Source organism: Serratia sp. DFXYC6 (assembly GCF_057196085.1).
Genome location: NZ_JBXUNV010000003.1, coordinates 225,737 through 251,760, shown reverse-complemented (window position 1 = coordinate 251,760; position 26,024 = coordinate 225,737). Strand labels below are relative to the sequence as shown.

Here is a 26,024-nt window from a genome sequence, read left to right as displayed (position 1 = left end):
GCATTTTCGTTAACTCAGGGTAGTGAAATGAAACATAAAAGCTTACTGATGGCGCTGGTCATCCTGATGCCGGCGGCCGCCGCCGGGGCAGAAATCGTCAACAAAGACGGCAATAAACTGGATCTGTACGGCCAACTGAACGGGGTGCATTACTTCAGCAGCGATGCCGACAATAACGGCGATCGCTCCTACACCCGTTTCGGTTTCAAAGGCGAGACGCAGATCGCCGAGGGGCTGACAGGGTATGGCCAATGGGAATATCAGGCGGGGCTCGATCAGGCGGAAAGCGCCGGGCCGGGCAATAGCTATACCCGGCTGGGCTTCGCCGGGCTGACGTTCGGCCGCTGGGGCAGCCTGGACTACGGCCGCAGCTACGGCCTGCTGTATGACGTGGCCGGCTGGACGGACGTGCTGCCCGAATTCGGCAACGACAGCTACGAAGCGGCCGACAACTTCATGACCGGCCGCGCCAACGGCCTGCTGACCTACCACAACCGCAGCCTGGGCGGGCTGTTGGACGGTCTGGATCTCGGCCTGCAATATCAGGGGAAGAATCGGGGGGACGACGCTCTGCGGGCGAAGGATATTCAGACGCAAAACGGCGATGGCTACGCCTTTTCCGCCACCTACGACACCGGCGCGGGGCTAAACTTTGGCGCCGCCTACGCCAACTCTGCGCGCACCCTGGCGCAGCAGCGCTTCGGCCTGGCTGACGGCGATCGCGCCCGGGCCTGGACGCTGGGGCTGAAATACGATCTGGACAACCTCTACCTGGCGGCCAGCTATGCGCGCACCGAAAACATGACCTATGTCGACGGCGATCGCTACGCCGGCTTCGCCCCCCGCGCGGACGCCGTCGAGGCGGTCGCGCAGTATCACTTCGATTCCGGCGTCACGCCCTCGGTGGCCTACCTGCAAACGCGCGGCCGTAACCTGCCCGGCATCGGCGACGCCGATCTGGTCAAATACCTGGATCTGGCGCTGAACTACAGCGTCAACGCCAATATGTCGACCTACGTGGAGTACAAGCTCAACCTGCTGCAACGGCAGAACGCCGTCGGCGCCGGCGCCGACGACATTATCGAAACCGGCATCATGTATCAGTTCTGACCCGATACCGGCCGCAGCGCGCTCTGCGGCCGGTTCATTATTTGTCTTGCGCCCGCCCTGTTATTCTCTCGTTTAATTCAGGTTTATATTTCCATAAAATAGCGCCTATATTCATTCTCATGATTTTCGTTGACGCCCCGTTTAATAAATAAAGAAAAACTTTCCCGCATTCATATTAAATTACATTTTGCCGCGATAATTCCGCCTAACCACATTGAATCACAGACAATATCACGCGTATTATGGCCACACGAAAAATAACGGGGAAATGATATGGACGGCGACAGTTGGTTGTTTATTTTATTGTTGGAATCGCTGAGGTCACAGGAGCAATAGTCATCCCATTGCATCCTGAAAGTGTCAGGATATGCGTCAGTTACCACATCCCTTCGCTTTACCCCTTCAGCGCATGGCCTCCGCGCACGCCGCTCCGGCGCGCCTGACAGGCTAATCCTTCCAGCATACGCTTATTAACAGTCCGATAACGCTCAGGCTTATTTGCGCTCGCATTTATTTTACCCCTGCGCGGCGATAACTATCGGCCATTTTTCCATGCTCATATTTTTAATTGAGTGGAGAAACATCATGATGGTAAAAAAAACCACGCTGCTGACGGTTAATAACGCCAGCAAAAGCGTTCAGCCTACCGGTAAAGAAAAACGCCTGGTGCTGAATGAAATCAACCTGCGCCTCTACGATAACGAGGTCGTCAGCATTTTGGGGCAGTCCGGCTCGGGCAAATCCACCCTGCTGCGCATACTTTCCGGCCTGATCGCGCCGGATCTGGGCACCGTGATGCTGGGGGATAAAAAAGTCTCGGGGCCGAATCCGCAGATCAACATGGTGTTCCAGACCTTCGCCATTTTCCCGTGGCTGAACGTCTATCAAAATATCGCCTTCGGGCTGCAGGCGCAGGATCTGCCGCCGCAGGTGGTCGAAACCCAGACGCTGAAAATGCTCGATCTGGTCGGTCTCGCGCCCTACCGCGACGCCTACCCGCGCGAGCTTTCCGGCGGCATGCGCCAGCGGGTCGGCTTTGCGCGCGCGCTGGCGGTAGAACCGATGCTGCTGTTGCTGGATGAGCCGTTTTCCGCGCTGGACGTCTATACCGGCGAACACCTGCGCAGCGATCTGCTGCGCATCTGGAGCACGCGCCAGATCAAAACCCGCTCCATCGTGCTGGTGACCCACAGCGTAGAGGAAGCGGTGATGATGTCTGATCGCATCCTCCTGCTGGGCGCCGGCACCCTCGACGGCTGCTATCACATCGCGCAGCGCCGCGAGACGCGTACCCGCGAGGGGATGCAGCCGCTGACGGACAAAATCAGCGAGACGCTCAGCCGGCAGATCGCCGCCGCGCACTGAGCGCCGCCCTGGCCTGGCGGGACGGATCCCGCCAACTTAACTACCTGTTTATCAAGAGTCACCCCGCCACGGGTGTCTCATGATAAGCGGATAATACATCGAGTTATTATCATGCATTTCATTCATACACTGCTGACGCTGCTGACCGCGTCCGTCCTGGGCGCCGCCATCGGCTACGAAAGACAATTCCGCCAGCGCACCGCCGGGCTGCGCACCAATACGCTGGTGGCCACCAGCGCGGCGATTTTCGTCCACCTGGCCATGACCATCGACGGCAGCGGCGGCGCGGTGCGCGTCATCTCCTACGTGGTCTCCGGCGTCGGCTTTCTCGGCGCCGGGGCCATCATGAAAGAAGGGATGAACATCCGCGGCCTGAACACCGCCGCCACGCTCTGGGGCTCCGCGGCGGTCGGCGCCTGCGCCGGCTGCGGCCTGTACGGCGATGCGCTGGCCGCCACGCTGTTCGTGCTCGCCGCCAACACCCTGCTGCGCCCTCTGGTCAATATGGTCAACAAACAGCCCTTCAATGACGTTAACGGCGAATCCACCTACCAGATTTGCGTCATTGCCTTCGAGCATGAACAGCGTGAAGCGCTGGCCAAATTCAAACAGGTGCTGCAAGGAGAAAACTGCTTTATCTCGCATCTGGATATCGAACCCTTTGGCGACGACGACGTGGAGATCACCGCCACGCTGATGCCGGCCTCCGTCACCACGCCGGTGCTCGACCAGACCATCAATAAACTGCTGAACGACAGCATGATGAAACAGGCCTATTACAGCCGCATCGCCGGCTCCGGCTAATGCCGTTCACTTCCAGGGAGATTCACCATGAAAACCATGCCAAAACTGGCTCATCTGACGATGTTCAAAGACATCGTTCACTGCGGAAGTTTGCACGATGCCGCGAAAAAACTGGCCGTCTCGCAACCGACGCTCAGCCGGGTGCTCAAAGAGCTGGAAATGTCCATCGGCGCGCGGTTGCTGGAGCGCAGCAACCGCGGCGTGCGCCTGACGGCGGTCGGCGAGTTGTTTTACCGGCGGATAGACGCCGCCACCAATCAGTTGCTCAGCGCGTTTGACGAGCTGCGCGGCATGAGCGCCGGCGGCGAGAAGCGCCTGCGGGTGGGGATGAGCGTCGATCCGCTGCTGTGCTACCTGCCTCAGGTGCTCGAAGGCTTCAACCGCCGCTACCCGCATACCCGGGTGACGGTGGTGGAAGACGGCCCGGAAGGCCTGCTCGCCCGGCTGAGAAACTGCGAGCTGGATTTGGCGGTCAGCAGCCTGAACGGCGCGGCGGGCGGCGCCGATCTAGCCATGCAGGCGCTGAAGAGCGAGCGCTTCTCGCTCTATCAAGGGGGCGACCTGACCGCCGCCGGGCAGCCGCCGGCCGAAGCCAAATGGGTGGTGCCGCGCTCCAGCTCGGTGGGGCACGCCGCCATCCGCGAGATCGCCGAGCGTTACACGCCGCACGGCCAGATCGTCGAGACCGACTCCTTTCTGGCGACCTGGTGCCTGGTCAGGCAGCAGGGCTATATCGCGCTGCTGAGCGATCGGGTCGTCGCGCACTACGCCCCGCAGCTGCACCTGCAGAAAATCCCGACGCAGGGGATCGACATCAGCGCGCGCTTTTATGTCTTTACCCGCCATGAGCCAGCCACGCCGCCGCTCAGCGCCGCCTTTATCCACCTGCTGCAAACCCTGCAAACGGGTTGAACGCTCAGGCCGCCGCCCGCTGGCGCTCCAGTTCGCGCACCAGCGGGATCACTTCGCGGCCGAAGTACTCCACCTCTTCCTGGAAGTGCAGAAACGCCAGCAACAGCAGATCCACCCCGGCGTCTTTTAACGCGATGATGCGCTCGGCGATCTGCTGCGGCGTGCCGATCAGGTTGGTTTTAAAGCCGTCGTTGTACTGCACCAGATCCTCAAACGAGGATTTGGCCCAGTTGCCCTCGCCCTCGGGCGAGGCCGCCCCGGCGTTCTTCACCTCGTGGCCGAATCCTTGCACCGCCTCCGGGTTGGCGTGATCGATAATCTCCTGCAGCACTGCCTGCGCTTCCTGCTCGGTATCGCGGGCAATGACGAAGCCGTTCACCCCCACCTTGACCCGGTGCTGGTTGGCCCTGGCCTTGGTCTGCAGATCGTCCACCTGCTGGCGAATGCCCTCCACGCTGTTGCCGTTGGTGAAGTACCAGTCCGAAACCCGCGCCGCCATGTCGCGCGCCGCCCGCGAGCTGCCGCCCTGGAAGATCTCCGGCAGCGGATCCAGCGGCTTGGGCTTCAGCGAGTAGTCGCGATAGCGATAAAAATCGCCGGCGAAGGTGAAGCTGGGCTCAGTCCAGATGCCGCGCAGGCAGCGGATAAACTCTTCCGAGCGCAGGTAGCGCTCCTCATGATCCAGCCACGGCTCGCCGATGGCCTTGAACTCGCCGCGGAACCAGCCGCTGACAATGTTCACCGCGATGCGCGCCTCCGAAAGGTGGCTGATGGTGGCGATCTGCTTGGCCGCCAGCGTGGGGTTCCACGGCCCCGGCAGCAGCGCGGCGATCACTTTCAGTTTCTCGGTGGAATCCAGCAGCGCCTGTGAGAACGACACCGATTCGTGCTGGTTCTCCGCGCCGTAACCGGCGGTGAAGCGGATCTGGGTAAGCGCGTAGTCGAAACCGGCGCGCTCGGCAATCTGCGCCAGCTTGCGGTTATAGCCGATGTCCCAACCGGTGCGCTGCGGGATGTTGCTGATCACCAGACCGCCGGAGACGTTCGGCACCCAGTAGGCGAACTGAATAGGCTGCTGCGAGTGGTTTGCTGCTGACATGCTTCTCTCCCTCTGCTCGTTGGCGCCGTGATGCGGCACGCATATAACCATTATCGATTTACAAATATTGAAAACCTTGTTTTGGTTATAAATCCGATAGCAGAATGCGTGCCAACCGCCGCGTTAAGGCATCTGGCTGATAAACCGAGGGTTTAAAGCCGGCGGGTTAAAGCGGGTGCTGCATTGGCAACAGCGGCTGGCGGGCGGCTGTTGGTTATGCAGCAAACCGCTTACCCCGCCAATCCAACCGTTCACCCGGCGGATCTGACCGCTGAGCGAAATACGCCTGTCTTCCCCCCTTACCCCCGGCGATGATGAGCTGTTCCTAAACCCGCCTTACCTCGGGAAAGACGCTACGGCTCACCGCACCACTCTGACATCTCTTACAAGCGGATGAGTTCATTCATATTTTGCAGACTGGAATTAAGGATACCTCATGAAACGAGAGGGGATTTTAAAGCACATTCCGTGGATGCTGCTGGGGATACTCGGCGCAGCCTGCCTCGGCGTGGTGGCGCTGCGCCGCGGCGAACACATCAGCGCGCTGTGGATCGTCGTCGCTTCGGTGGCGGTGTATCTGGTGGCCTACCGCTACTACAGCCTGTACATCGCCACCAGGGTGATGAAGCTGGACGCCGGCCGCGCCACCCCGGCGGTGGTCAACAACGACGGCCTCAACTACGTGCCGACCAACAAGAACGTGCTGTTCGGCCACCACTTCGCCGCCATCGCCGGCGCCGGACCGCTGGTGGGGCCGGTGCTGGCCGCGCAGGTCGGCTACCTGCCCGGCACGCTGTGGCTGCTGGGCGGCGTGGTGCTGGCGGGGGCGGTGCAGGACTTTATGGTGCTGTTCATCTCCTCGCGCCGCAACGGCGCCTCGCTCGGTGAGATCATCAAAAAAGAGATGGGGCCGATACCGGGCACCATCGCGCTGTTCGGCTGCTTCCTGATCATGATCATCATCCTGGCGGTGCTGGCGCTGATCGTGGTGAAAGCGCTGGCGGAAAGCCCGTGGGGGGTGTTCACCGTCTGCTCCACCGTGCCGATCGCGCTGTTTATGGGCATCTACATGCGCTACCTGCGCCCCGGCCGCGTGGGTGAAGTGTCAATCATCGGCATCGTGCTGCTGGTGGCCGCCATCTGGTTCGGCGGCGTGGTGGCACACGACCCGTACTGGGGCCCGGCGCTGACCTTTAAAGACACCACCATCACCTTCACGTTGATCGGCTACGCCTTTGTCTCCGCCCTGCTGCCGGTATGGCTGATCCTGGCGCCGCGCGACTACCTGGCCACCTTCCTGAAAATCGGCGTGATCGTCGGGCTGGCGATCGGCATCGTGATCCTCAACCCTGAGCTGAAAATGCCGGCGGTGACCCAGTTCGTCGACGGCACCGGCCCGGTGTGGAAAGGCACCCTGTTCCCATTCCTGTTCATCACCATCGCCTGCGGCGCGGTCTCCGGCTTCCATGCGCTGATCGCCTCCGGCACCACGCCGAAGCTGCTGGCCAATGAGACCGACGCGCGCTTTATCGGCTACGGCGCGATGCTGATGGAGTCCTTCGTCGCCATTATGGCGCTGGTGGCGGCTTCCATCATCGAGCCGGGCCTGTACTTCGCCATGAACACCCCGCCGGCGGCGCTGGGCATCACCATGCCGGATCTGCACCGCCTGGGCACCGAAGACGCGCCAATGATCATGGCTTCGCTGAAGGACGTGACCGTGCACGCGGCGGCGGCGGTCAGCTCCTGGGGCTTCGTCATCAGCCCGGAACAGATCCTGCAGACCGCCACCGACATCGGCGAACCTTCGGTGCTGAACCGCGCCGGCGGCGCGCCAACGCTGGCGGTGGGCATCGCCCACGTGTTCCACCAGATCATTCCGGGCGCCAACATGGGCTTCTGGTATCACTTCGGCATTCTGTTCGAGGCGCTGTTCATCCTGACCGCGCTGGACGCCGGCACCCGCTCCGGCCGCTTTATGCTGCAGGATCTGCTGGGCAACTTCGTGCCGTTCCTGAAGAAAACCGACTCGCTGGTGGCCGGCATCGTCGGCACCGCCGGCTGCGTCGGGCTGTGGGGCTACCTGCTGTACCAGGGCGTGGTGGATCCGCTCGGCGGCGTGAAGAGCCTGTGGCCGCTGTTCGGCATCTCCAACCAGATGCTGGCCGCTGTGGCGCTGGTGCTGGGCACCGTGGTGCTGATTAAAATGAAGCGCACCCAATACATCTGGGTGACCGTGCTGCCGGCGGTGTGGCTGCTGATCTGCACCACCTACGCGCTGGGCCTGAAGCTGTTCAGCGACAACCCACAGCTGGAAGGCTTCTTCTTCCTGGCCGGCGAATACAAACGCAAAATCGCCGAAGGCGGCGCCGAGCTGAGCGCCCAGCAGATCGCCAACATGAACCACATCGTGGTGAACAACTACACCAACGCCGGGCTGAGCATTCTGTTCCTGCTGGTGGTGTACAGCATCATCTTCTATGGGGTGAAAACCGCGATGGCGGCGCACAAGAACCCGAAACGCACCGACCAGGAAACGCCTTACGTGCCGGTGCCGCAGGCCGCGCCCGCCGACGGCGTAACTGAGGGGGAGGTCAAAGTTTCGACCCAGCATTGATGTGATTTAACGGATACCCTGCATAATAAGCATTAAGTAGTACCCAAAGCCGCACGGCCTGCGCATCGCAAGACGCCAGGCGTGCGGCGCGATGCAATCGAGATACCCGGGGCGACCCGGAGGTGGGGCATCCCTGCGGGACCCCCATCCCCCGGCTTCCCCTAATATCAGGCTTAAGCAAGCGCTGTAGTGATGCAGGGTAAAGTTGGAGAAGGCTTATGTTCGGAAATCTCGGCCAGGCGGGGAAATATCTCGGGCAGGCGGCGCGCATGTTGGTGGGCGTGCCTGACTACGATACCTACGTCCAGCACATGAAAGACAACCACCCGGACAAGCCGGTGATGACCTATAAAGAATTTTTCCGCGAGCGCCAGCAAGCGCGCTACGGCGGCGACGGCAAAGGCGGCATGCGCTGCTGTTAACCCGCAGTCACAAGGACCCGTATGAAACCCATTGCAGTCACCATCCTGACCGGCTTTTTGGGCGCCGGCAAAACCACCCTGCTGCGCCACATCCTGAACGCCGAACACGGCTATAAAATCGCGGTCATCGAGAACGAGTTCGGCGAAGCGCCGATCGACGACGCGCTGATCGGCGATCGCGCCAGCCGCATCACCACGTTAAGCAACGGCTGCATCTGCTGCAGCAAGTCCAACGAACTGGCGGACGCGCTGCTGGATCTGCTGGACGGCGTCGACAGCGGCCAGCTGGCGTTCGATCGGCTGATCATCGAATGCACCGGCATGGCCGATCCCGGCCCGATTACCCAGACCTTTTTCTCGCACGAGATCCTGTGCGAGCGCTTCCTGCTGGACGGCATCATCACCCTGGTGGACGCGGCGCACGCCGAGCAGCAGCTGAGCCAGTTCAGCATCGCCCAGGCTCAGGTGGGCTACGCCGACCGCATCCTGTTGACCAAAACCGACGTGGCGCTGGACTGCGAGGCGCTGATCCAGCGGCTGCAGCGGATGAACGCCCGCGCGCCGCTCTACCAGGTGACGCACGGCGATATCGATCTGAGCGTGCTGTTCGACATCGAAGGCTTTACGCTGAACGACAAACTCAACCTGACGCCGCCCGCCCCGCTGTTCCGCCGCATTCCGCAGCCGCAGAGCGACATCCGCTCGATCGTGGTGACGCTGGAGCGCCCGCTGCCGCTGATGCAAATCTCCGAGGTGATGGAAGGCCTGCTGCTGGAATACGCCGACAACCTGCTGCGCTACAAAGGCATTCTGTCTATCGAAGACGAACCGCGCCGCCTGCTGTTCCAGGGCGTACAGCGGCTGTATAACGCCGACTGGGATCGGGAATGGCTACCTGAGGAAGAGCGCAAGAGCACGTTGGTGTTTATCGGTGTGGATCTGCCTGAGGAGGAGATTCGGGAGCGGCTGCGTTGAGCAAGAGGAGACGTCAGCGAGATCGCGCTGTCATGATGAGAAAAAGAAATGGGGAAAACGGCGGCAACCCGCAACGGGTTGCCTGACCGAAAGCGTTATCGTTTGGCGAACGACTTAAGGAACCTGAGGTTCCTCACCAGCACCACGGCCAGTAAGACACCCCAATAGACAAACAGCTCGTATTTCATTTTCTCGCCTGCCAGCGCTGAAACCGACGCCCCCGCCAGACAGAGGAAAGTGAAGAAATACATTTCAAAACGTGGCATGGTCTTCCAGCTGATAATCGAGAATTCCGTTCTCAGGATCAGGAATGCCCAGAAGGCCAGACAGGTGCTTACCGCCGCGCCACCGGCGCCGAAACGTGGCACCAGCAATGCATTGGCCACCACGTTGATGAGCAACGCGCTCAAGGAAGCCAGCATGGTGTAAGCGGTCTTTCTGCTCAGGCCGATGCCGACCGCCGTCGTTTCCGACAGTGTGAACAACAAAGGGAAACCCAGACTCGCAACCAGAATATATTTCACATTCACGTAATTAGCGGGCAAGACAAAGTCAACCAGCCAGGAAAAGAGCCCGCCCAAGCTGAACAGGCAAACCACGGCAATCAGCATGCACTGCGTGACCTTGGTTACCATCTGCTGTTCGCCGCCTTCGTTAGACTCCGCCAGCTTGTACACCATCGGCGCCCAAACAGTAGAGAACACACTTTGCAGGATGCTCGCCACGCCGGCGAAGCTAACCGCCACCGAGAAGATAGCCAACTGTTCAAAGCCGGAATAGGCTCGCACGAACATCCTATCGACAGTGGTTAACCCCCAAAACGCCAACCCGCCCAAGATCAGCGGATAGCCGAACTTGAGCATCGCTTTCAGTTTGCCGTAGTCCAGCGAACTGCGCAGCGCGGCTATCCAATCCGCCCGGGAAGACCACATCAGCATCAGCGATACGGCGATAAAACCGACGGCGTTCGCCACCACCAACTGCATCAGCGTATGCTGGGTAAACAGAACATAGCACAGGCCGATGACGATCAGCGTCATCAGCTTGGGCATCAGTTGGCTGAGCGAAAACGCCATCCCCTTCTCCTGCATCCTGAGTATCAGGGACAAGAAACGGTTGATGAACGACGCCAGAAGAATCAACATGATAAGCCAGCTTATCGCCGTGTCTTTCTGTTCGAACAGCAACGCGGACAAACTGCCGGGGAACAGCAGGAATGCCGCACTGATGACTACGATCATCAGCAAGCCGGGGAAAGCGACGTTCTTCAACAGCTGCCCGCGATCGGATTCACCGTGGTATTCCCGAACGTAAGCCTGATCAAGCCCCAAACTGAAAAACAGCACGCAGAAAGACACGGCCACATTCAGCATGCTGATTCGGCCTACGTCGTCCGCCGAAAACAGCCAGGTAATGACCGGCAGGGTCAACAACCCCAGCGCGGCATTACCGATCGGCCCGATGGCGAACGCCAGGATCTTGCGGGCGTTCACTCAAAGAACCTCACAACGCTTTCAATCACTTTATTCTGATCGGCATCGGTCATTTTGTAGTACAGCGGCAGGCGAACCAGTCTCTCGCTTTCGCGGGTGGTGTAGTTGTCTTCGCCGATGAAGGTGCCGAAGACCTTGCCCGCCGGCGCCGAGTGCAGCGGAATATAATGGAATACCGCCATCACGCCACAGGCCTTCAGGTGAGCGATGAACTGCGTTCTTTGCTCAATATCCTTCAGCTTCACATAGAACATATGCGCATTGTGCTCGCAATCCGCCGGAATAGTCGGCAACGTCAGCAGCCCTTTCTCCGCCAGCGGCGCAAAGCTCGCGTAGTACTTGTGCCAAGTCGCCAGGCGGTTATCGTTGATCTCATCCGCCAGTTCCAGTTGCCCCCACAGGCAAGCCGACTGCAGTTCACCCGGCAGGAAGCTGCTGCCGAAATCGACCCAGGTATATTTGTCCACCTGGCCGCGCAGGAACTGGCTGCGGTCGGTGCCCTTCTCACGCAAAATTTCGGCGCGTTTGATAAAACGCTCATCATTGATCACCAGCGCGCCGCCTTCCCCGCCGCTGGTATAGTTTTTGGTTTCATGGAAGCTGAAAGCCGCCAGGTGACCTTTAACGCCAACGAAATCGCCCTTGTATTTGCTCATGACGCCCTGCGCGGCGTCTTCGACCACCAGCAGGTTATGCTGATCGGCCAGGCGCATGATCGCATCCATATCGCAGGAGACGCCGGCGTAATGCACGGGCACGATGGCTTTGGTTTTATCGGTGATCGCCGCAGCCACCAGCGCTGCATCCATATTCATGGTTTCAGGGTGGATATCGACGAATTTGATTTTCGCGCCGCGCAACACGAAGGCGTTGGCGGTGCTGACGAAGGTGTAGCTTGGCATGATAACTTCGTCGCCCGGCTGGATATCGACCAGCAGCGCGGCGATCTCCAGCGCGGCGGTGCAAGACGGGGTCAACAGCGCGTGTTTGCACCCCAGCTTGTTTTCAAACCATTTCTGGCACTGTTTGCCGAACGGGCCGTCGCCCGACAATTTCCCATTCTCCAACGCCGCATTGATATATTGAATTTCGTTGCCGGTTACCGGTGGTTTGTTGAACGGTATCATGTTATCCCTTGTTGTCGATTCTGAATGCATGCCGGGGCGATGTGCCGTGTGGCATCAGGAAGTAAAGACGGCCTTTAACTGCGCGGTAAGGTTCTCAGCGGAGAAATAGGCTTCGATTTTTTGCTCGTTGTCATGCTTTTCCGCCGCGCTCAGGCTGCGTAGCGAAAACGTTTGAAGATCCAATACCTGGATATTCTTTTCTTGAAAGAAGTCCCACTGCGTGGTGCCTGGATTCAAAAACACCGTTTTTTTCAGCCCCAGCAGGGAAATGGTGTTACCCATCGCCTGTTGGCGATGATGGTTGAACACCGCGATATCCACTTTCCCCAGCAGCGCCAGGTAGTGCTGGAAAGGCATAAAGTCGGTTAATGGTACAAATTTCTCGCCAAAGCGCCGCGTGCCTTCGGCCACCACTTCTGCCGCATAGCGTTTATTGCCGTAGGAGAGCGGTACGACGAGCTCAATATTCTCGTTTTTGTACGTTTCCAATATATCGAACGCGGAAAAATGATTGTTGGTTGGATCGGCAGAATTACCCAGCAGAATGGTGGTTTTACCGTCCTCGCCCGCCGCACGTTCATCGATGACGTTTTTCTTGTATACGTTGCTGGTATACAGCAGGCACTCATGCCACCGGCCGGTGCAGCCGTACCACTTTTTAGCCAACTCGTAATCGCCCTTGATGTAAGTGACAAAGTTGCCCATACGCTTAATGGCCGGGCGGCGGAGAAGCTCTGTCAGGCGCCATTTGAAGTTACGCTTGCCGATTTGGTATTGGTAAAGGTCACCACCCCATATGAACCAATAGCACTTTTTTAATACCCAAGGAGTCAACAGCAGCAACAGCGCCATCTTGATGCCGTGGAAGCTGTGCAGAATCACCCGATCGTGACGTTGAATGGCCTTCATCAACTTCAACGTCGGCTTGACGTTACCAAACAGATCCGCCCCGAGATAGTGAACGTTGTCCGCCGGCGGCAAAGCGAAACGCACCTTATCGCCATAGACCCAAAACGTGTGTTCATCGGGATCGAATTTCTCATTCACAAATTCAATGAATGAAGGAATAAATTTATCCAGAGGACAAATATGTACAGTGCTCATATCCGCTCTATATGCAGGTTCGTCCAGTGCCCCGCCGCGCTCCGGGTGTTCAAAGCACGGCGGGCCGGGGTTATTTTTCCGCGATCAGCTGCGACAGATACTGGCCATACAGCGTTTTGCCGAGCAGCTTGGCTTCGGTGGCCAGTTGCTCACGCGTCAACCAGCCTTTTCGGTAGGCGATCTCTTCCAGACAAGCGACCTTGAAGCCCTGACGCTTCTCAATAGTGTGTATAAACTGAGAGGCCTCGATCAAACTGTCGTGCGTGCCGGTGTCCAGCCAGGCGAAACCGCGCCCCAGCAGCTCGACGTTCAGCGTGCCGCGTTCCAGATACATCTGGTTGAGCGTGGTGATTTCCAGCTCACCGCGCGCCGACGGCTTCACCTGCTTGGCCATCTCAACCACGTGATGGTCATAGAAATAAAGCCCGGTGACCGCCCAGTTGGATTTCGGCACGGCCGGTTTTTCTTCCAGCGACAACGCGCGGAAGTTATCGTCGAACTCCACCACGCCGAAACGTTCAGGGTCCATCACCTGATAGCCGAAAACCGTCGCCCCTTCGCTGCGCTTCACCACCGACTCCAGCTTGTTGCCGAAGCCCTGGCCGAAGTGAATGTTGTCGCCAAGCACCAGCGCGCAGCTGTCACCGCCGATGAACGCTTCGCCAATGAGGAAGGCCTGCGCCAGGCCGTCCGGGCTCGGCTGAATTTCATAACTCAGATTGATGCCGAAACGGCTGCCGTCACCCAGCAAGCGCTTGAAGGAGGGCATATCTTCCGGAGTGGAGATGATCAGGATATCCCGAATGCCCGCCAGCATCAGCACCGAGATCGGGTAATAGACCATCGGCTTATCGTAAATCGGCAGCAACTGCTTGGAAACGCCGCGCGTGATGGGATAGAGACGCGTGCCGGAACCGCCCGCTAAAACAATGCCTTTCATTCTTCTTCCTTAAAAATCGATTAACGGGTCAACCCCAGACGCTCGCCGGCATAGGAGCCGTCTTTCACCCGGCTCCACCAGGCTTCGTTCGCCAGATACCATTCCACGGTTTTGCGAATGCCGCTTTCAAAGGTCTCTTGCGGCTTCCACCCCAACTCCGCATCGATCTTGGCGGCGTCGATCGCATAGCGCATATCGTGGCCCGGACGGTCGGTCACAAAGGTGATGAGATCCGCATAATGCGCGATATCACCCGGTTTGTGCGGCACCAGCTCATCCAGCAGTGCGCAAATGGTTTGCACCACTTCGATATTTTTGCGCTCGTTGTGACCACCGATATTATAGGTTTCCCCCACCGCGCCTTCGGTGACCACCTTATACAGCGCCCGCGCATGATCTTCTACATATAACCAGTCGCGCACCTGCGCGCCGTTGCCGTATACCGGCAGCGGCTTGCCTTCCAGCGCGTTCAGGATCGTCAGCGGGATCAGCTTTTCCGGGAAATGGTAAGGGCCATAGTTGTTCGAACAATTGGTGACAACGGTCGGTAAACCGTAGGTGCGCAACCAGGCGCGCACCAGGTGATCGCTGGCCGCTTTGGAGGCGGAATACGGGCTGCTTGGCGCATAAGGCGTAGTTTCGGTAAACAGATCGTCGGTGCCGTGCAGATCGCCGTACACCTCGTCGGTGGAGATGTGATGGAAACGGAACGCCTGCTTGCGCTCGGCGCCCAGGGCGTGCCAATACTGGCGAGCCGCCTCCAGTAAGGTGTAGGTGCCGACGATGTTGGTTTCGATAAAGGCGGCCGGGCCGTCAATAGAACGATCGACGTGACTTTCGGCGGCCAGGTGCATCACCGCATCGGGCTGGAAGGCGGCGAACACGCGATCCAACGCCTGACGGTCGCAAATATCGACCTGCTCGAAGGAGTAACGATCGCTATCGGCGATCGGCGCCAGGGATTCGAGGTTACCGGCATAGGTCAGGCTATCCAGCACCAAAATGTGATCAGCGGTATCATTGATAATATGGCGGGCAACGGCCGAGCCAATAAACCCGGCACCGCCGGTAACGATAATTTTCATAGAATCCTCTAAAATACGCCGTGGTCATTTCATCGCCACATTGTTTTACATGCGCATAAAACGGCTAAAGGCTTTTTCCTGGGTAAACACCCTGCCGGTAATCGATTAACAACATTCCCACCACGCCGCCGCGAGCAAGCCCCTAAAACCAACAGAGCTGCATCGCAGCTCTGTTGGTTTTAGGTCGGCACGCAACCGTCGTGTTCGGATATTGTCGCCGGAAACGTCGGATGGCTACGCTACCGCCCTTGGCTCACAGACGCCAATCTCTGGTGGTCGCTCGGGTATTGCCGCCGGACGGCGACATGCTCAGGCCATTCATCCGCAGGGCCGCAAGGCTGGCCAGTGAAACCGTTCACCGACGCAACGCAGGAAGCCATGCCGAGACAGAAGAAAGCGCGATGCTTTCAACCGCTAAAGGCGGGTGGGAACGGCCAAACTTTCGGGGGATAACATAACGTATAGCGGCTCGAAAGAGCAGTCTTGGGGCGCTCTTTCAGATTATTACTCAGGGTGGTAAGGGGAAACGGCTGAAACGCCGCCGCGGAAAAGCATGGTGGCAGGATGACATCGCTGCGCCGAGTGACGAGGGCTTAGGCGGCCAGCCTGGACCTTAACCCTCCGGACGCATTTCCGGGTTCAATCCCGCTCGTACGGCCCCGCCGCCACCGACTCGCGCTCGATCAGGCTGGCCGGGAAGCTGGGGCGCTTACTCAGCTCGCCGCCGTCCAGCATCGACAGCAGGCGGTTGATGGTCTCCTGGATCATCTCGGTGACCGGCATCTTCATGCTCGACAGCGACGGCACGGTATAGGGCGCCAGCGGGATGTCGTCGAAGCCGATGACCGATACCGCCTCCGGCACCGCCACGCCACGCTCCGCCAGCCGCTTCATCGCGCCGATGGCCATTTCGTCGTTGCCGGCGACGATGGCACTGAACGTTTGCCCGCCGGCCAGCAGCGCATCGACCGCCGCCACGCCGCTTTGCGCGTGCCATTTTCCTTCGACGATCAACGCCTCGTTAACCGCAATGCCCTGCTGCGCCAGCGCGGATTTATAGCCGGAAAGCCGCTCCAGCCCGGTGGGGGAATCGAGCGAGCCGGTGATAAAGGCGATATCGCGATGCCCGCGCGCGATCAGGTGCGCCACCGCCGCCGCGCCGGCGGCGTGCTGATCGCTGAAGATACAGTAGCTGTCGTTCAGCCGCAGCCGCCGGTTGATCACCAGAATCGGCTGACGGTGTTGGGAGACAATCTCGTCCATTTCCGCGATCGACAGAAAACGCGGGTAGATGATCACCCCGTCGCAGCGCAGATCCAGCAAAAACTGAATGGCGGCCCGCTCCTCTTCGGCGGTGTGCTTGCCGTCCGCCAGGATCAGTTGGCGGCCGTTCGCCTCCATGATGCGCGCCGACTGCGCCATCAGTTCGCTGAAATAGTTGCCGCTGTAGAGGGTGTTGGTGACCACCAGGCCGAGGGTTTGGGTGGTGTTGGTCGCCAGGCTGCGCGCCAGCAGGTTGGGCCGATAGCCGGTTTCCGCGATGGCTTTTTCCACCAACGCGCGTTTCTCCTCGCTGACATAGCCGCTGCCGGACAAAACGCGCGACACCGTCGCCTTTGAAACGCCGGCCTTTTTCGCCACCTCGAGTATCGTTGCCATCTGTGCGCCGCCAAAATCCATGGGTTCAGCGCAGTCTACCCAAGACGCCCGGCGTTTGGAACGTTTTCACGCCCCTGCACATCGGTATGTGCTTACCCCTAACGATCCAGATCACGAAAACGCAACGCCAAAAACCATAGTTCTTGCCAACCACAAAACACCAATACATGATTTTGTGAAACCGGTTTCTTATGGGCGTTTCATACGGATGGAACGACGGATCGCCCAGGCAGTAAATATTCGCCTTTGGGCTATCCGAATTGCTATCTGAGAGACGACACGCCATGCCGAAGAACTACGCAGAGATCTCGCACGCCATCGTGGCCGCCCTGGGCGGCGCGGGCAATATCGAGGCCGTGACCCACTGCATGACCCGCCTGAGATTCGTGGTGAAAGACAAAGCGCGGATCGACACGCCGGCGCTGAAGGCCATCGACGGCGTGCTGGGCGTGGTGCACAGCGGGGAGCAGTGCCAGGTGATCATCGGCAACGAGGTGGCCAAGGCCTATCAGGCGGTGCTGGCGCTCGGCATGCCGGGCGCGGCGGCTCCCGCCGCCCCGGTGAAGCGCAAGCTCACCCTGAAAGGCATCGGCGCCGGCATTCTCGACGCGCTGGTGGGCACCATGTCGCCCCTGATCCCCGCCATCATCGGCGGCTCGATGGTGAAGCTGCTGGCGATGATCCTGGATATGGCCGGGGTATTCGAGAAAGGCTCCTCGACCCTCGTCATCCTCAACGTGATCGGCGACGGCGCGTTCTTCTTCCTGCCGGTGATGGTCGCCGCCTCGGCGGCGCTGAAGTTCAAAACCAACATGTCATTGGCGATCGCCATCGCCGGGGTGCTGGTGCATCCCAACTTTATCGATCTGATGGCCAAGGCGGCGCAGGGCCAGGCGGTGGAATTCGCCTTCATCCCGGTGACGGCGGTGAAATACACCTACACGGTGATCCCGGCGCTGGTGATGACCTGGATCCTGTCGCACATCGAACGCGGGGTGGATCGCATCACCCCGGCGGTGACCAAGAACTTCCTCAAGCCGATGCTGATCGTGCTGATCGCCGCGCCGATCGCCATTCTGCTTATCGGGCCGCTCGGCATCTGGATCGGCAGCGGCATCTCTGCGCTGGTGTACACCGTGCACGGCTACCTGGGCTGGCTTTCCGTGGCCATTATGGGGGCGATTTGGCCGCTGCTGGTGATCACCGGCATGCACCGGGTGTTTACCCCGACCATCATCCAGACCATCGCCGAGACCGGCAAAGAGGGCATGGTGATGCCTTCGGAGATCGGCGCCAACCTGTCGCTGGGCGGCGCTTCGCTGGCGGTGGCGCTGAAAACCAAAAACCGCGAGCTGCGCCAGACCGCGCTGGCCGCTGCCGCCTCCGCCATCGTGGCGGGGATTTCCGAACCGGCGCTGTACGGCGTGGCGGTGCGCCTGAAGCGGCCGCTGATCGCCAGCCTGATCAGCGGCTTCGTCTGCGGCGCGGTCGCCGGCATCGGCGGGTTGGCCAGCCATTCGATGGCCTCGCCCGGGCTGTTCACCAGCGTGCAGTTCTTCGATCCGGCCAACCCGATGAGCATCGTGTGGGTGGTGGCGGTGATGGCGCTCTCGGTGGTGCTGTCGTTCGCGCTCACGCTGATGCTGGGCTTCGAGGATCTGCCGGAAAACGCCGCCGCGCCCGGCCAAACCGCACCGGCGGCGAACGCCGCCGGCGCAACGCAATGAGACACCAGAGGATTGCATGTCCGATTCAACATTCCCTAAAGGATTTTTATGGGGCGGCGCTTTAGCCGCCAACCAGGCGGAAGGCGGCTATCGCGAGGGCGGCAAAGGGCTGACCACCGTCGATATGATCCCGCACGGCGCCAACCGCATGGCGGTCAAACTCGGGCTGGAGAAGCGCTTTAGCCTGCGCGACGACGAATTTTATCCCAGCCATGACGCCATCGATTTCTACCACCGCTACCGCGACGACATCGCGCTGATGGCGGAGATGGGCTTTACCGTGTTCCGCACCTCCATCGCCTGGAGCCGCATCTACCCCAACGGCGACGAGCTGACGCCCAACGCCGAAGGCATCGCCTTCTACCGCAGCCTGTTCGAAGAGTGCCGCCAATACGGTATTGAGCCGCTGGTGACCCTGTGCCATTTCGACGTGCCGATGCACCTGGTGACCGAATACGGCTCCTGGCGCAGCCGCAAGATGGTGGAGTTCTTCACCCGCTACGCCCGCACCTGCTTCGAAACCTTCGACGGGCTGGTGAAATACTGGCTGACTTTCAACGAGATCAACATCCTGCTGCACAGCCCGTTCTCCGGCGCCGGGCTGGTGTTTGAAGCGGACGAAAACCCCGAACAGGTGAAATACCAGGCCGCGCACCACGAACTGGTGGCCAGCGCGCTGGCGACGCGCATCGCCCACGAAGTGAACCCCGCCAACCAGGTGGGCTGCATGCTGGCCGGCGGCAACTTCTACCCGTGGTCCAGCAAGCCGGAAGACGTGTGGGCCGCGCTGGAGAAAGACCGCGAGAACCTGTTCTTTATCGACGTGCAGGCGCGCGGCGCTTACCCCTCCTACGCCGCCCGCGTCTTCCGCGAGAAAGGCGTCAGCATCGTCATGGAACCGGAAGACGCCGACATCCTGAAGCACACCGTCGACTTCGTCTCCTTCAGCTACTACGCCTCGCGCTGCGCCTCCGCCGACATGAACGACAACAACAGCAGCGCCGCCAACGTGGTGAAATCGCTGGCGAACCCGCACCTGCCGCGCAGCGACTGGGGCTGGGGCATCGACCCGCTGGGGCTGCGCATCACCATGAACATGATGTACGACCGCTACCAAAAGCCGCTGTTCCTGGTGGAAAACGGCCTGGGCGCACACGACGAGTTCAATGCAGCAGGCGAGATTGAGGACGACTACCGCATCAGCTACCTGCGCGAACACATCCGCGCCATGGCCGACGCCATCGCCGACGGCGTGCCGGTGCTGGGTTACACCACCTGGGGCTGCATCGACCTGGTGGCCGCCTCGACCGGCGAAATGAGCAAGCGCTACGGCTTTGTCTACGTCGACCGCGACGACCAGGGCAACGGCACCCTCGCCCGCACCCGCAAGAAATCGTTCTGGTGGTATAAGAAAGTGATTGCCAGCAATGGGGGGGATTTGGGGTAGGTTTGGGGCGGTGGGGTTAGCGTGGGGTGAGGAGGGCTTCCAACCTAAGTTGATTATCTTCCTGTTGCACAACGAATTCGGCGACGAATTCACGCGCAGAGGGGAACTCACCTGCCTGCTGTTTCTTGAGGGAGACCAGCTTCGCGGAGAAATGGTATTGCTGCCCCGGCGTAAATACGTAGCCCTCATCAGGGACGCACTGATCGGGGGCGACATCCCGCAGCGGCTCGAAGAATTTGAACGTGCGACTCTGCGCCTCATTCAATCGGTAGATCGAGATGCCAGCGAGCTTTTCGTCTCCCTGGGGTTGAACGGTGATGCATACTTTGCCCTCACGCAGGCTGGCGGTAGCGGGATTGTCTACAGGGATACGATCGCCTATCGACGGACAGCCTGCGAGCAGGAAGGGAAATGCGAGGGGGAAGATCCGTTTCATTTTGTCCCTGCGTTATCTGCTGCCCTGTGTGATATTTTCAATTTCGTAAACACCATTGAGCTTTGTCACTTTGAAGTGAGCAATAAAGGCCCTGCCGGAAACATCCTGCAGGTTTCTGCGCTTCTCAATCGGCACAAAATTTAGCCTCATGCTATAGGTATGATTTTCCTGAAACGGGTAATCTTCTTGGGTAACGCAAATGCCCTTTTTCAGATCCTGATTCGCCACTTCAATCAATTTCTCATCCGTATCACCGCTGATATAGAGCGTATCTTGCCTTTCATTTTCCTTTGGCGACGGAGAGATGCAGATATCACCATTGGCTTTAGCATGGGCGGTGATAGGGATATCCGGCGCATAGCGCTGATCGAGACGATCGCCTACGCAGGCGCTCAGTAATGCTGCACCGAAAGCGATAAGTAAGAAATTAGCTTTAATCATATTCGAATATTTATAAATTTTAAGGAATAAATTTAATCCATGAATGGATGACTGATAATTCAACGCAAAGATGATATGCCGAATTGCGAGGTACATTCTAATCCTAAAAGTAAATAAACTGTAATTCTATACAGATTATTTTTTCCTTTTACTGATAACGCTATAGTTTTTTCGCTGTGACAAAATCCGCAGCCGGAGTTAGCGTTCCGAATCTGACATACTACCGCTGTATTATGTAATAATGCAGCAGCTTTAGTTCACTCCAAATAATGGTGGCTCAGGCGGGGGCTTCGCAAGAAGCGCCGGTTCGTATGTCCCGGTGACGCTAACCCCGTCTGGGCTACCACCCGAGTTTAGCGTCTCTGGTGATAGTCATTAACTAATGACATACGGAGATGCACCCATGACAAAGGTTCCCACTACAGAATCCGTTGCAAACACTCTCACCCTCTATCGCCAACTGTTTAACCACCTCGATCTTAGCGCTTTCAATCCCTCAGAACTCTTAGACCTGGCCGCCCTCTCTGCCGAGCAGGCGGAAGGTCTGTGCCACGGCCTGATACTGTTCGGCCACTTGCTGCAAAAGCACCCGCAGCTGGATACCGAAGGCTGGGAGCAGATGAATCGCTACCTCAACGCCACGGCGCATCTGGTTCCTGCGTTGTGTAACCTTTATGGGCGTGCGCTGCGGGAGATGGAAGCCTGCGGCTAACGTAAATGGCAATCAGGGCGATGCCTGTACTCGTCGCCCTTCCCAATCACGCTTTTCCAATAGATATGACTGACATATCACAACAAAAGCATTCATCAAGGTAGGCATTTCCTTCCCTACCTGGCATAGTTAACGCATTCGGTAAATCGATGAGTTAACTGCTGGGTATTGATGTATGGCTGCTGCAAAACTTTGGACTAGAGAAGAATTACTGATCGCTTTCACTCTGTATAGCCAAATACCGTTTGGCAAACTTCATTCGAGAAATCCCGAAATAATCCACTATGCAAAATTGATTGGACGCACGCCATCAGCACTAGCCATGAAGCTGGTTAACCTCGCTAGTTTGGATCCATACATTATCGAATCTGGTCGAAGCGGTTTGAAAGGCGCTTCCAATGCCGATCGCGAGCTGTGGGAAGAAATGAATCAAGATGCGGATTTATTCAATCAGCAATGCCAAACGGCAGTAGAACACCTGGAAAAACCAGCCGCACCTGAGTTTGATGAGGAGCCAAAAGATTTCAGTGGCAGAGATAAGCTCTCTACAGTCAAAACACGTGTAGACCAAAACCTGTTCCGCAAGAATGTATTGGAAGCGTACGAATATCGCTGCTGTATCACCGGATTAGAAGAACCGGCATTGCTCGTAGCTAGCCATATACTACCTTGGAGCCACTCGACCGAACAACGCCTTAACCCGAGTAACGGATTGTGCCTGTCCAGCCTACATGATAAGGCTTTTGACCGTGGGTTAATCACTTTCGATGACAAACTGAGGCTGGTCTTATCAAATAAAATCAAACAGTTGAAAAGTAGCATCGTTGTGGAAAATTTCGAGAAATATGAAGGAAAAATAATTCGAACACCTATAAGTCACTCTCCAGATAAAAAACATATTTTTTATCATAGAGAAAAAATATTTATTAAAAGTTAAATCAAATAATTACCAATGAAAATATAAAATTGCCAAACTAACCCTGTCAAATAGATAACCCCGCCGTTTCCATAACCGGATCCAAAAATCAATTATTAATATCACATTACTTGTTTTTTTAATTGACCTCACCTCTGCCAATCCTGATGGAATTATATAAATAAGCACTAACAAAAACTTCTACAAACCTGCCTCCAACCATTAATAGCCTACCTGATTTCGATAATATCTATGAACCAGTTCTCATTCAAGCATTCATCGAAAAACAGAACATTAAAATGCTCGAAAAATCCATTTTAAGTGAATTTAATCGGCCGAATTAAACGCAGTTCCATCCCATACTCTAAGACTCATTTATCCAGAGCGAGAGCGGTAATTTTCGAGTTCTGAACGTTTATTATCATCGCCCCGGATAACTACGAAGCAGCACAATGCTATCCAGAATTTGTAACATTAACGCACCTGAAATCCCAAAAGCAGTGGTGATCGGCAGGAACTCCTTCAGGAAATTATCGAGACATATTAGGCTCCTAATCCGGCGGCCGCTGGCGAGTACACCCATGAGAAATTTCATCAACGAGTCAACGTTCGGAGCTTCCGAGTGCAGAAGCGGCAGCCACTCATTTACCAGCCCTTTAAGACGTCGCCTGTGTTTTAACACCAAGCCATTAGCGGTATATCTGTTTGTGACTGAAGTGAAAACACTCGATGCGGCAATTACCAGATGCACCGATAATCAAAACGTCGGCGTTCAAGTACCAGTTCAGTGATGCATGCTGATAGCAAATACCGTAGCAGAACACTGAGTCTCATAGTGACGAGTTGACAGCAACAAACCAGCCAGACTACAGACACGACATTACGGCAGCCCCTTTACCTCACACATGACTTCTACGACTTCCCACTTCTTATCTGTTGTTATCTGTTGCCAAAACTTTCGCCCCAGAGCCACCTGAAGTACCTCCTTATCCAGCATGGCTTCGGCAAGCAGCTTCTTGAGCCTGGTGTTCTCTTCCTCAAGCGACTTCAGGCTCTTAACCTCGGGAACCTTTATACCGTCATACTTCTTGCGCCAGGTGTAAAGCGTGATATCGGAAATGGCGTGCTTATGTTAAAGCTCACGGGTAGAGGCTCCTGCTTCCGCTGCGCGGGGCTACTGATGAGCTGTTCATCGGAAAAACGCTTCCTCACGGGGATGCCCCCATGTGGTTTATGAAGGCATTACTAAGCAGGTCAGAACAAGCCATTCAGGGCTCAATATAGTAAACATCCGCGCTCCCTATAATTTCGTGCTTAATGGTCGTTCTCATCTATCCATACAACCGCTATGATGAGAAGAATTGTTCCGATATCGTTTTGAGAGCTGCTGCGTAGTTAGTCACAAGGCCAATTGGCCCCAAAGATTATTACGCCAATAACTTATTGAATTATAAGAGTGATAGAGGGAAGAGATGGCATTACTAGAATACATCAGCAATGAAAACTTATTCAGCGAAGTTGAAAATTTGTTAACAAAAGCAAAAAAGAAAAAAGAAACCGCTGAGAAAACTTTTAATAATAATGTGATAGACCCGTTTGGGGCTCTTTTTGAAGCTCCGGGATTCTCATCCCATGAAGAGTGGCGAAATTCCGAACTTGCACGGCAACAGCAGAAGACAATTCAGAACCATGTGGGTACCTTTCACCAAAAAATCCTCGGCCATGTGGATGGATGGCGGGACATGGGGATTGGTGGAATCGTTGACCTTCTCCATGAAGAGAGAAAAATCATCGCTGAAGTGAAGAATAAATATTCAACAGTTACTGGTGGTGACTTAGCTGATAAGTACAAAGGGCTAGATGAGCTGGTATCACCAAAACATAGCCGGTTTAAGGATTATTGCGCTTACTTTGTAAATATAATTCCTCGTAAACCGGTCAGATCCGACATGCCTTTCACTCCATCCAATAAAGGCAGTGGTACATTGTGCCCTTCAAATCCTAATATCCGAATTATTGATGGGGCAAGTTTCTATGGGCTAGTTACTGGTAGACCTGATGCGCTTAAAGAACTGTATACAGCTCTCCCGTACGCAATAGAGTATGTTTTGAATGAGCGTCTTGAGCAGGAAGGCTTCTCCATCCCTGATAAAGAGAGCTTTATTCAGTATTTTAGCCTCGCTTATGGTTAATAACCATGATCAATGTTTGACAAATCCCATGTAAACCCATACAGTAGTAACCATGACTAATGTTGACGTGGTTACTAAGTATGTTAAAGGAAGAGTTTTCACTTTCGGAAGTTGCAGACATCCTAGGTGTGTCAAAAGAAACTTTAAGACGTTGGGACACTTCAGGAAAATTAGTTTCTCATCGAAACGATGAGAATAACTATCGTTTTTATAGAATAGATCAACTCAAACATTTTGAACAGGCTCAATTTCTATTTAAAAGCCAATGGTCTGATGAGACTAAATTTTGCAATAACACTTATACTGTATTGGAATTATTTGCTGGTGCAGGAGGTATGGCTTTAGGTTTGGAAAAGTCAGGTTTAAAGTCTGTTTTGCTAAATGAAATAGATTCTCATGCATGTAAAACACTAAGAAGAAACAGACCTGAATGGAACGTTATTGAAGGTGATGTCAGCAAAGTAGACTTCACTCCTTATAGAAACAATGTCGATGTACTGGCAGGTGGTTTCCCGTGCCAGGCATTCTCGTATGCGGGAAAAAAACTTGGTTTCGAAGACACCCGAGGAACTCTCTTCTTCGAATTCGCTAGAGCAGTTAAGGAAACAAACCCAAAAATTCTTTTAGCCGAGAACGTGCGAGGATTACTAAATCATGATGAAGGTCGAACTTTAGAAACAATAAAAAACATTATTGCCGATTTGGGCTACACGTTATTTGAACCTAGAGTACTTAAGGCTATTTTTTATAAAGTACCGCAAAAACGTGAGCGTTTGATTATAATCGCTGTTAGGAATGATCTTGCTGATGGCATCGATTATGAATGGCCATCATCTTACAATAAAGTATTAACTCTTAAAGATGCCCTAAAAAAGGGAGAGCTGTACGATAGCGACGTGCCAGAATCAGAGGGGCAGAAATATCCTAAAAGAAAATCAGAGATCTTAAGCATGGTTCCGCCAGGTGGTTACTGGAGAGACCTTCCTGAAGACATCCAAAAAGAATACATGCTCAAAAGTTTTTACTTAGGTGGCGGTAAAACAGGTATGGCACGACGCTTGTCCTGGGATGAACCAAGCCTAACGTTAACCTGTGCCCCTGCACAGAAACAAACAGAACGTTGCCATCCGGAAGAAACAAGGCCATTAACAGTGCGTGAATATGCAAGAATACAGACATTCCCCGATGATTGGGTATTTGAGGGGCCAATTTCTGCAAAATATAAGCAGATAGGAAACGCTGTCCCTGTCAATCTCTCATTTGCTGTTGGAAAATCTGTTGTGAATCTTTTAGAAAAAATAAACAAAAGATGATCATATAGGGTAGGTTTGACTTCCTACCCTTCCATTCTTACAACATGTGAGTAAATTATATTTACTCCTAAATAATCTTTCCAATAAACCATTAGCATCTCTCCTCAGTAGTATAAGTATTCCTAGGC

Annotated in this window: 22 protein-coding genes and 1 pseudogene; 13 read left to right on the top strand and 10 right to left on the bottom strand. The window is 56.1% G+C overall.

All coding sequences use genetic code 11. The annotated features are described in order from the left end of the window. Positions 1–27: 27 nt before the first annotated feature. The 4 genes from AC2CGQ_RS17480 to AC2CGQ_RS17465 all read left to right on the top strand — a co-directional run bounded on the left by AC2CGQ_RS17480 (position 28) and on the right by AC2CGQ_RS17465 (position 4,191). Positions 28–1,110, top strand: coding sequence for a porin (locus tag AC2CGQ_RS17480; RefSeq protein ID WP_099981754.1), 1,083 nt, complete (start codon positions 28–30; stop codon positions 1,108–1,110). 585 nt (positions 1,111–1,695) lie between these two features. After that, positions 1,696–2,475: an ABC transporter ATP-binding protein gene (locus tag AC2CGQ_RS17475; protein ID WP_053063685.1), complete on the top strand. Its 780-nt coding sequence runs from the start codon at positions 1,696–1,698 to the stop codon at positions 2,473–2,475. A 111-nt stretch (positions 2,476–2,586) separates the two neighbouring features. Further along, positions 2,587–3,279, top strand: coding sequence for an MgtC/SapB family protein (locus AC2CGQ_RS17470; RefSeq protein WP_019453282.1), 693 nt, complete (start codon positions 2,587–2,589; stop codon positions 3,277–3,279). 27 nt (positions 3,280–3,306) lie between these two features. Next, entirely contained in the window at positions 3,307–4,191 is an 885-nt protein-coding gene (locus tag AC2CGQ_RS17465; RefSeq protein WP_060558478.1) for a LysR family transcriptional regulator, read from the top strand. Between the two features lie 4 nt (positions 4,192–4,195). Here AC2CGQ_RS17465 and sfnG read toward each other — a convergent pair whose 3' ends face one another. Then, the gene (sfnG, locus tag AC2CGQ_RS17460; protein ID WP_033631683.1) at positions 4,196–5,290 is read right to left on the bottom strand and encodes a dimethylsulfone monooxygenase SfnG; all 1,095 of its coding nucleotides are present in this window, start codon (positions 5,288–5,290) and stop codon (positions 4,196–4,198) included. A gap of 436 nt (positions 5,291–5,726) precedes the next feature. On the opposite strand from sfnG, the gene AC2CGQ_RS17455 reads away from it, so the two are divergent. The 3 genes from AC2CGQ_RS17455 (at position 5,727) to yjiA (ending at position 9,304) form a co-directional block, all read left to right on the top strand. Next, positions 5,727–7,907, top strand: coding sequence for a carbon starvation CstA family protein (locus AC2CGQ_RS17455; protein WP_038630167.1), 2,181 nt, complete (start codon positions 5,727–5,729; stop codon positions 7,905–7,907). Positions 7,908–8,125: 218 nt separating this feature from the next. Then, the gene (locus AC2CGQ_RS17450; RefSeq protein WP_004953088.1) at positions 8,126–8,329 is read left to right on the top strand and encodes a YbdD/YjiX family protein; all 204 of its coding nucleotides are present in this window, start codon (positions 8,126–8,128) and stop codon (positions 8,327–8,329) included. A gap of 21 nt (positions 8,330–8,350) precedes the next feature. Continuing rightward, complete coding sequence (gene yjiA, locus AC2CGQ_RS17445; protein WP_484593789.1) at positions 8,351–9,304, top strand: GTPase; 954 nt, start codon at positions 8,351–8,353, stop codon at positions 9,302–9,304. Between the two features lie 95 nt (positions 9,305–9,399). Here the strand turns inward: yjiA and AC2CGQ_RS17440 are convergent, their stop codons facing one another. The 6 genes from AC2CGQ_RS17440 to AC2CGQ_RS17415 all read right to left on the bottom strand — a co-directional run bounded on the left by AC2CGQ_RS17440 (position 9,400) and on the right by AC2CGQ_RS17415 (position 16,712). Next, a complete protein-coding gene (locus tag AC2CGQ_RS17440) occupies positions 9,400–10,797 on the bottom strand; it encodes a lipopolysaccharide biosynthesis protein (RefSeq protein WP_048325933.1) in 1,398 nt (465 codons plus the stop codon). Beyond that, on the bottom strand, positions 10,794–11,924 hold the full coding sequence (gene rffA, locus AC2CGQ_RS17435; RefSeq protein WP_021504197.1) for a dTDP-4-amino-4,6-dideoxygalactose transaminase: 1,131 nt from the start codon (positions 11,922–11,924) through the stop codon (positions 10,794–10,796). The genes AC2CGQ_RS17440 and rffA overlap by 4 nt, the downstream gene beginning before the upstream one ends. 54 nt (positions 11,925–11,978) lie before the next feature. Then, a complete protein-coding gene (locus AC2CGQ_RS17430; RefSeq protein ID WP_033631679.1) occupies positions 11,979–13,028 on the bottom strand; it encodes a TDP-N-acetylfucosamine:lipid II N-acetylfucosaminyltransferase family protein in 1,050 nt (349 codons plus the stop codon). A gap of 70 nt (positions 13,029–13,098) precedes the next feature. After that, positions 13,099–13,968, bottom strand: coding sequence for a glucose-1-phosphate thymidylyltransferase RfbA (gene rfbA, locus AC2CGQ_RS17425; RefSeq protein WP_015376482.1), 870 nt, complete (start codon positions 13,966–13,968; stop codon positions 13,099–13,101). A gap of 20 nt (positions 13,969–13,988) precedes the next feature. After that, on the bottom strand, positions 13,989–15,053 hold the full coding sequence (gene rffG / locus AC2CGQ_RS17420) for a dTDP-glucose 4,6-dehydratase (protein ID WP_033631678.1): 1,065 nt from the start codon (positions 15,051–15,053) through the stop codon (positions 13,989–13,991). Positions 15,054–15,692: 639 nt separating this feature from the next. After that, on the bottom strand, positions 15,693–16,712 hold the full coding sequence (locus tag AC2CGQ_RS17415; RefSeq protein WP_126180961.1) for a LacI family DNA-binding transcriptional regulator: 1,020 nt from the start codon (positions 16,710–16,712) through the stop codon (positions 15,693–15,695). A gap of 284 nt (positions 16,713–16,996) precedes the next feature. On the opposite strand from AC2CGQ_RS17415, the gene ascF reads away from it, so the two are divergent. Next, positions 16,997–18,439, top strand: coding sequence for a PTS cellobiose/arbutin/salicin transporter subunit IIBC (gene ascF / locus AC2CGQ_RS17410; protein ID WP_484593788.1), 1,443 nt, complete (start codon positions 16,997–16,999; stop codon positions 18,437–18,439). Between the two features lie 16 nt (positions 18,440–18,455). Further along, entirely contained in the window at positions 18,456–19,886 is a 1,431-nt protein-coding gene (locus AC2CGQ_RS17405; protein WP_213929231.1) for a 6-phospho-beta-glucosidase, read from the top strand. 16 nt (positions 19,887–19,902) lie between these two features. Here the strand turns inward: AC2CGQ_RS17405 and AC2CGQ_RS17400 are convergent, their stop codons facing one another. Both AC2CGQ_RS17400 and AC2CGQ_RS17395 read right to left on the bottom strand, forming a co-directional pair. Next, complete coding sequence (locus AC2CGQ_RS17400) at positions 19,903–20,322, bottom strand: putative T6SS immunity periplasmic lipoprotein (RefSeq protein ID WP_484593787.1); 420 nt, start codon at positions 20,320–20,322, stop codon at positions 19,903–19,905. A 12-nt stretch (positions 20,323–20,334) separates the two neighbouring features. After that, on the bottom strand, positions 20,335–20,763 hold the full coding sequence (locus AC2CGQ_RS17395) for a putative T6SS immunity periplasmic lipoprotein (protein ID WP_484593822.1): 429 nt from the start codon (positions 20,761–20,763) through the stop codon (positions 20,335–20,337). Positions 20,764–21,166: 403 nt separating this feature from the next. On the opposite strand from AC2CGQ_RS17395, the gene AC2CGQ_RS17390 reads away from it, so the two are divergent. Both AC2CGQ_RS17390 and AC2CGQ_RS17385 read left to right on the top strand, forming a co-directional pair. Next, positions 21,167–21,475: a hypothetical protein gene (locus AC2CGQ_RS17390; protein WP_484593786.1), complete on the top strand. Its 309-nt coding sequence runs from the start codon at positions 21,167–21,169 to the stop codon at positions 21,473–21,475. A 175-nt stretch (positions 21,476–21,650) separates the two neighbouring features. Continuing rightward, positions 21,651–22,412: an HNH endonuclease gene (locus AC2CGQ_RS17385; RefSeq protein ID WP_049278776.1), complete on the top strand. Its 762-nt coding sequence runs from the start codon at positions 21,651–21,653 to the stop codon at positions 22,410–22,412. A 212-nt stretch (positions 22,413–22,624) separates the two neighbouring features. Here AC2CGQ_RS17385 and AC2CGQ_RS17380 read toward each other — a convergent pair. Next, a pseudogene (locus AC2CGQ_RS17380) lies at positions 22,625–23,603 on the bottom strand (transposase); the annotation flags it as partial. Between the two features lie 260 nt (positions 23,604–23,863). Between AC2CGQ_RS17380 and AC2CGQ_RS17375 the strand changes: the two are divergent. Next, complete coding sequence (locus AC2CGQ_RS17375) at positions 23,864–24,583, top strand: Eco47II family restriction endonuclease (RefSeq protein ID WP_306403384.1); 720 nt, start codon at positions 23,864–23,866, stop codon at positions 24,581–24,583. Positions 24,584–24,663: 80 nt separating this feature from the next. Beyond that, entirely contained in the window at positions 24,664–25,896 is a 1,233-nt protein-coding gene (gene dcm, locus AC2CGQ_RS17370) for a DNA (cytosine-5-)-methyltransferase (RefSeq protein WP_484593785.1), read from the top strand. The last annotated feature ends 128 nt before the right edge of the window (positions 25,897–26,024 follow it).

What these genes read in the sequence shown, in the direction of transcription:
- ascF (WP_484593788.1), top strand. Translation starts at nt 16,997, where the DNA reads ATGCCGAAGAACTACGCAGAGATCTCGCACGCCATCGTGGCCGCCCTG.
- AC2CGQ_RS17470 (WP_019453282.1), top strand. Translation starts at nt 2,587, where the DNA reads ATGCATTTCATTCATACACTGCTGACGCTGCTGACCGCGTCCGTCCTG.
- sfnG (WP_033631683.1), bottom strand. Translation starts at nt 5,290, where the DNA reads ATGTCAGCAGCAAACCACTCGCAGCAGCCTATTCAGTTCGCCTACTGG.
- rffG (WP_033631678.1), bottom strand. Translation starts at nt 15,053, where the DNA reads ATGAAAATTATCGTTACCGGCGGTGCCGGGTTTATTGGCTCGGCCGTT.
- AC2CGQ_RS17375 (WP_306403384.1), top strand. Translation starts at nt 23,864, where the DNA reads ATGGCATTACTAGAATACATCAGCAATGAAAACTTATTCAGCGAAGTT.
- rffA (WP_021504197.1), bottom strand. Translation starts at nt 11,924, where the DNA reads ATGATACCGTTCAACAAACCACCGGTAACCGGCAACGAAATTCAATAT.
- AC2CGQ_RS17400 (WP_484593787.1), bottom strand. Translation starts at nt 20,322, where the DNA reads ATGAAACGGATCTTCCCCCTCGCATTTCCCTTCCTGCTCGCAGGCTGT.
- AC2CGQ_RS17415 (WP_126180961.1), bottom strand. Translation starts at nt 16,712, where the DNA reads ATGGCAACGATACTCGAGGTGGCGAAAAAGGCCGGCGTTTCAAAGGCG.
- dcm (WP_484593785.1), top strand. Translation starts at nt 24,664, where the DNA reads ATGTTAAAGGAAGAGTTTTCACTTTCGGAAGTTGCAGACATCCTAGGT.
- yjiA (WP_484593789.1), top strand. Translation starts at nt 8,351, where the DNA reads ATGAAACCCATTGCAGTCACCATCCTGACCGGCTTTTTGGGCGCCGGC.
- AC2CGQ_RS17475 (WP_053063685.1), top strand. Translation starts at nt 1,696, where the DNA reads ATGATGGTAAAAAAAACCACGCTGCTGACGGTTAATAACGCCAGCAAA.
- AC2CGQ_RS17395 (WP_484593822.1), bottom strand. Translation starts at nt 20,763, where the DNA reads ATGATTAAAGCTAATTTCTTACTTATCGCTTTCGGTGCAGCATTACTG.
- AC2CGQ_RS17405 (WP_213929231.1), top strand. Translation starts at nt 18,456, where the DNA reads ATGTCCGATTCAACATTCCCTAAAGGATTTTTATGGGGCGGCGCTTTA.
- AC2CGQ_RS17480 (WP_099981754.1), top strand. Translation starts at nt 28, where the DNA reads ATGAAACATAAAAGCTTACTGATGGCGCTGGTCATCCTGATGCCGGCG.
- AC2CGQ_RS17390 (WP_484593786.1), top strand. Translation starts at nt 21,167, where the DNA reads ATGACAAAGGTTCCCACTACAGAATCCGTTGCAAACACTCTCACCCTC.
- rfbA (WP_015376482.1), bottom strand. Translation starts at nt 13,968, where the DNA reads ATGAAAGGCATTGTTTTAGCGGGCGGTTCCGGCACGCGTCTCTATCCC.
- AC2CGQ_RS17450 (WP_004953088.1), top strand. Translation starts at nt 8,126, where the DNA reads ATGTTCGGAAATCTCGGCCAGGCGGGGAAATATCTCGGGCAGGCGGCG.
- AC2CGQ_RS17385 (WP_049278776.1), top strand. Translation starts at nt 21,651, where the DNA reads ATGGCTGCTGCAAAACTTTGGACTAGAGAAGAATTACTGATCGCTTTC.
- AC2CGQ_RS17455 (WP_038630167.1), top strand. Translation starts at nt 5,727, where the DNA reads ATGAAACGAGAGGGGATTTTAAAGCACATTCCGTGGATGCTGCTGGGG.
- AC2CGQ_RS17465 (WP_060558478.1), top strand. Translation starts at nt 3,307, where the DNA reads ATGAAAACCATGCCAAAACTGGCTCATCTGACGATGTTCAAAGACATC.
- AC2CGQ_RS17430 (WP_033631679.1), bottom strand. Translation starts at nt 13,028, where the DNA reads ATGAGCACTGTACATATTTGTCCTCTGGATAAATTTATTCCTTCATTC.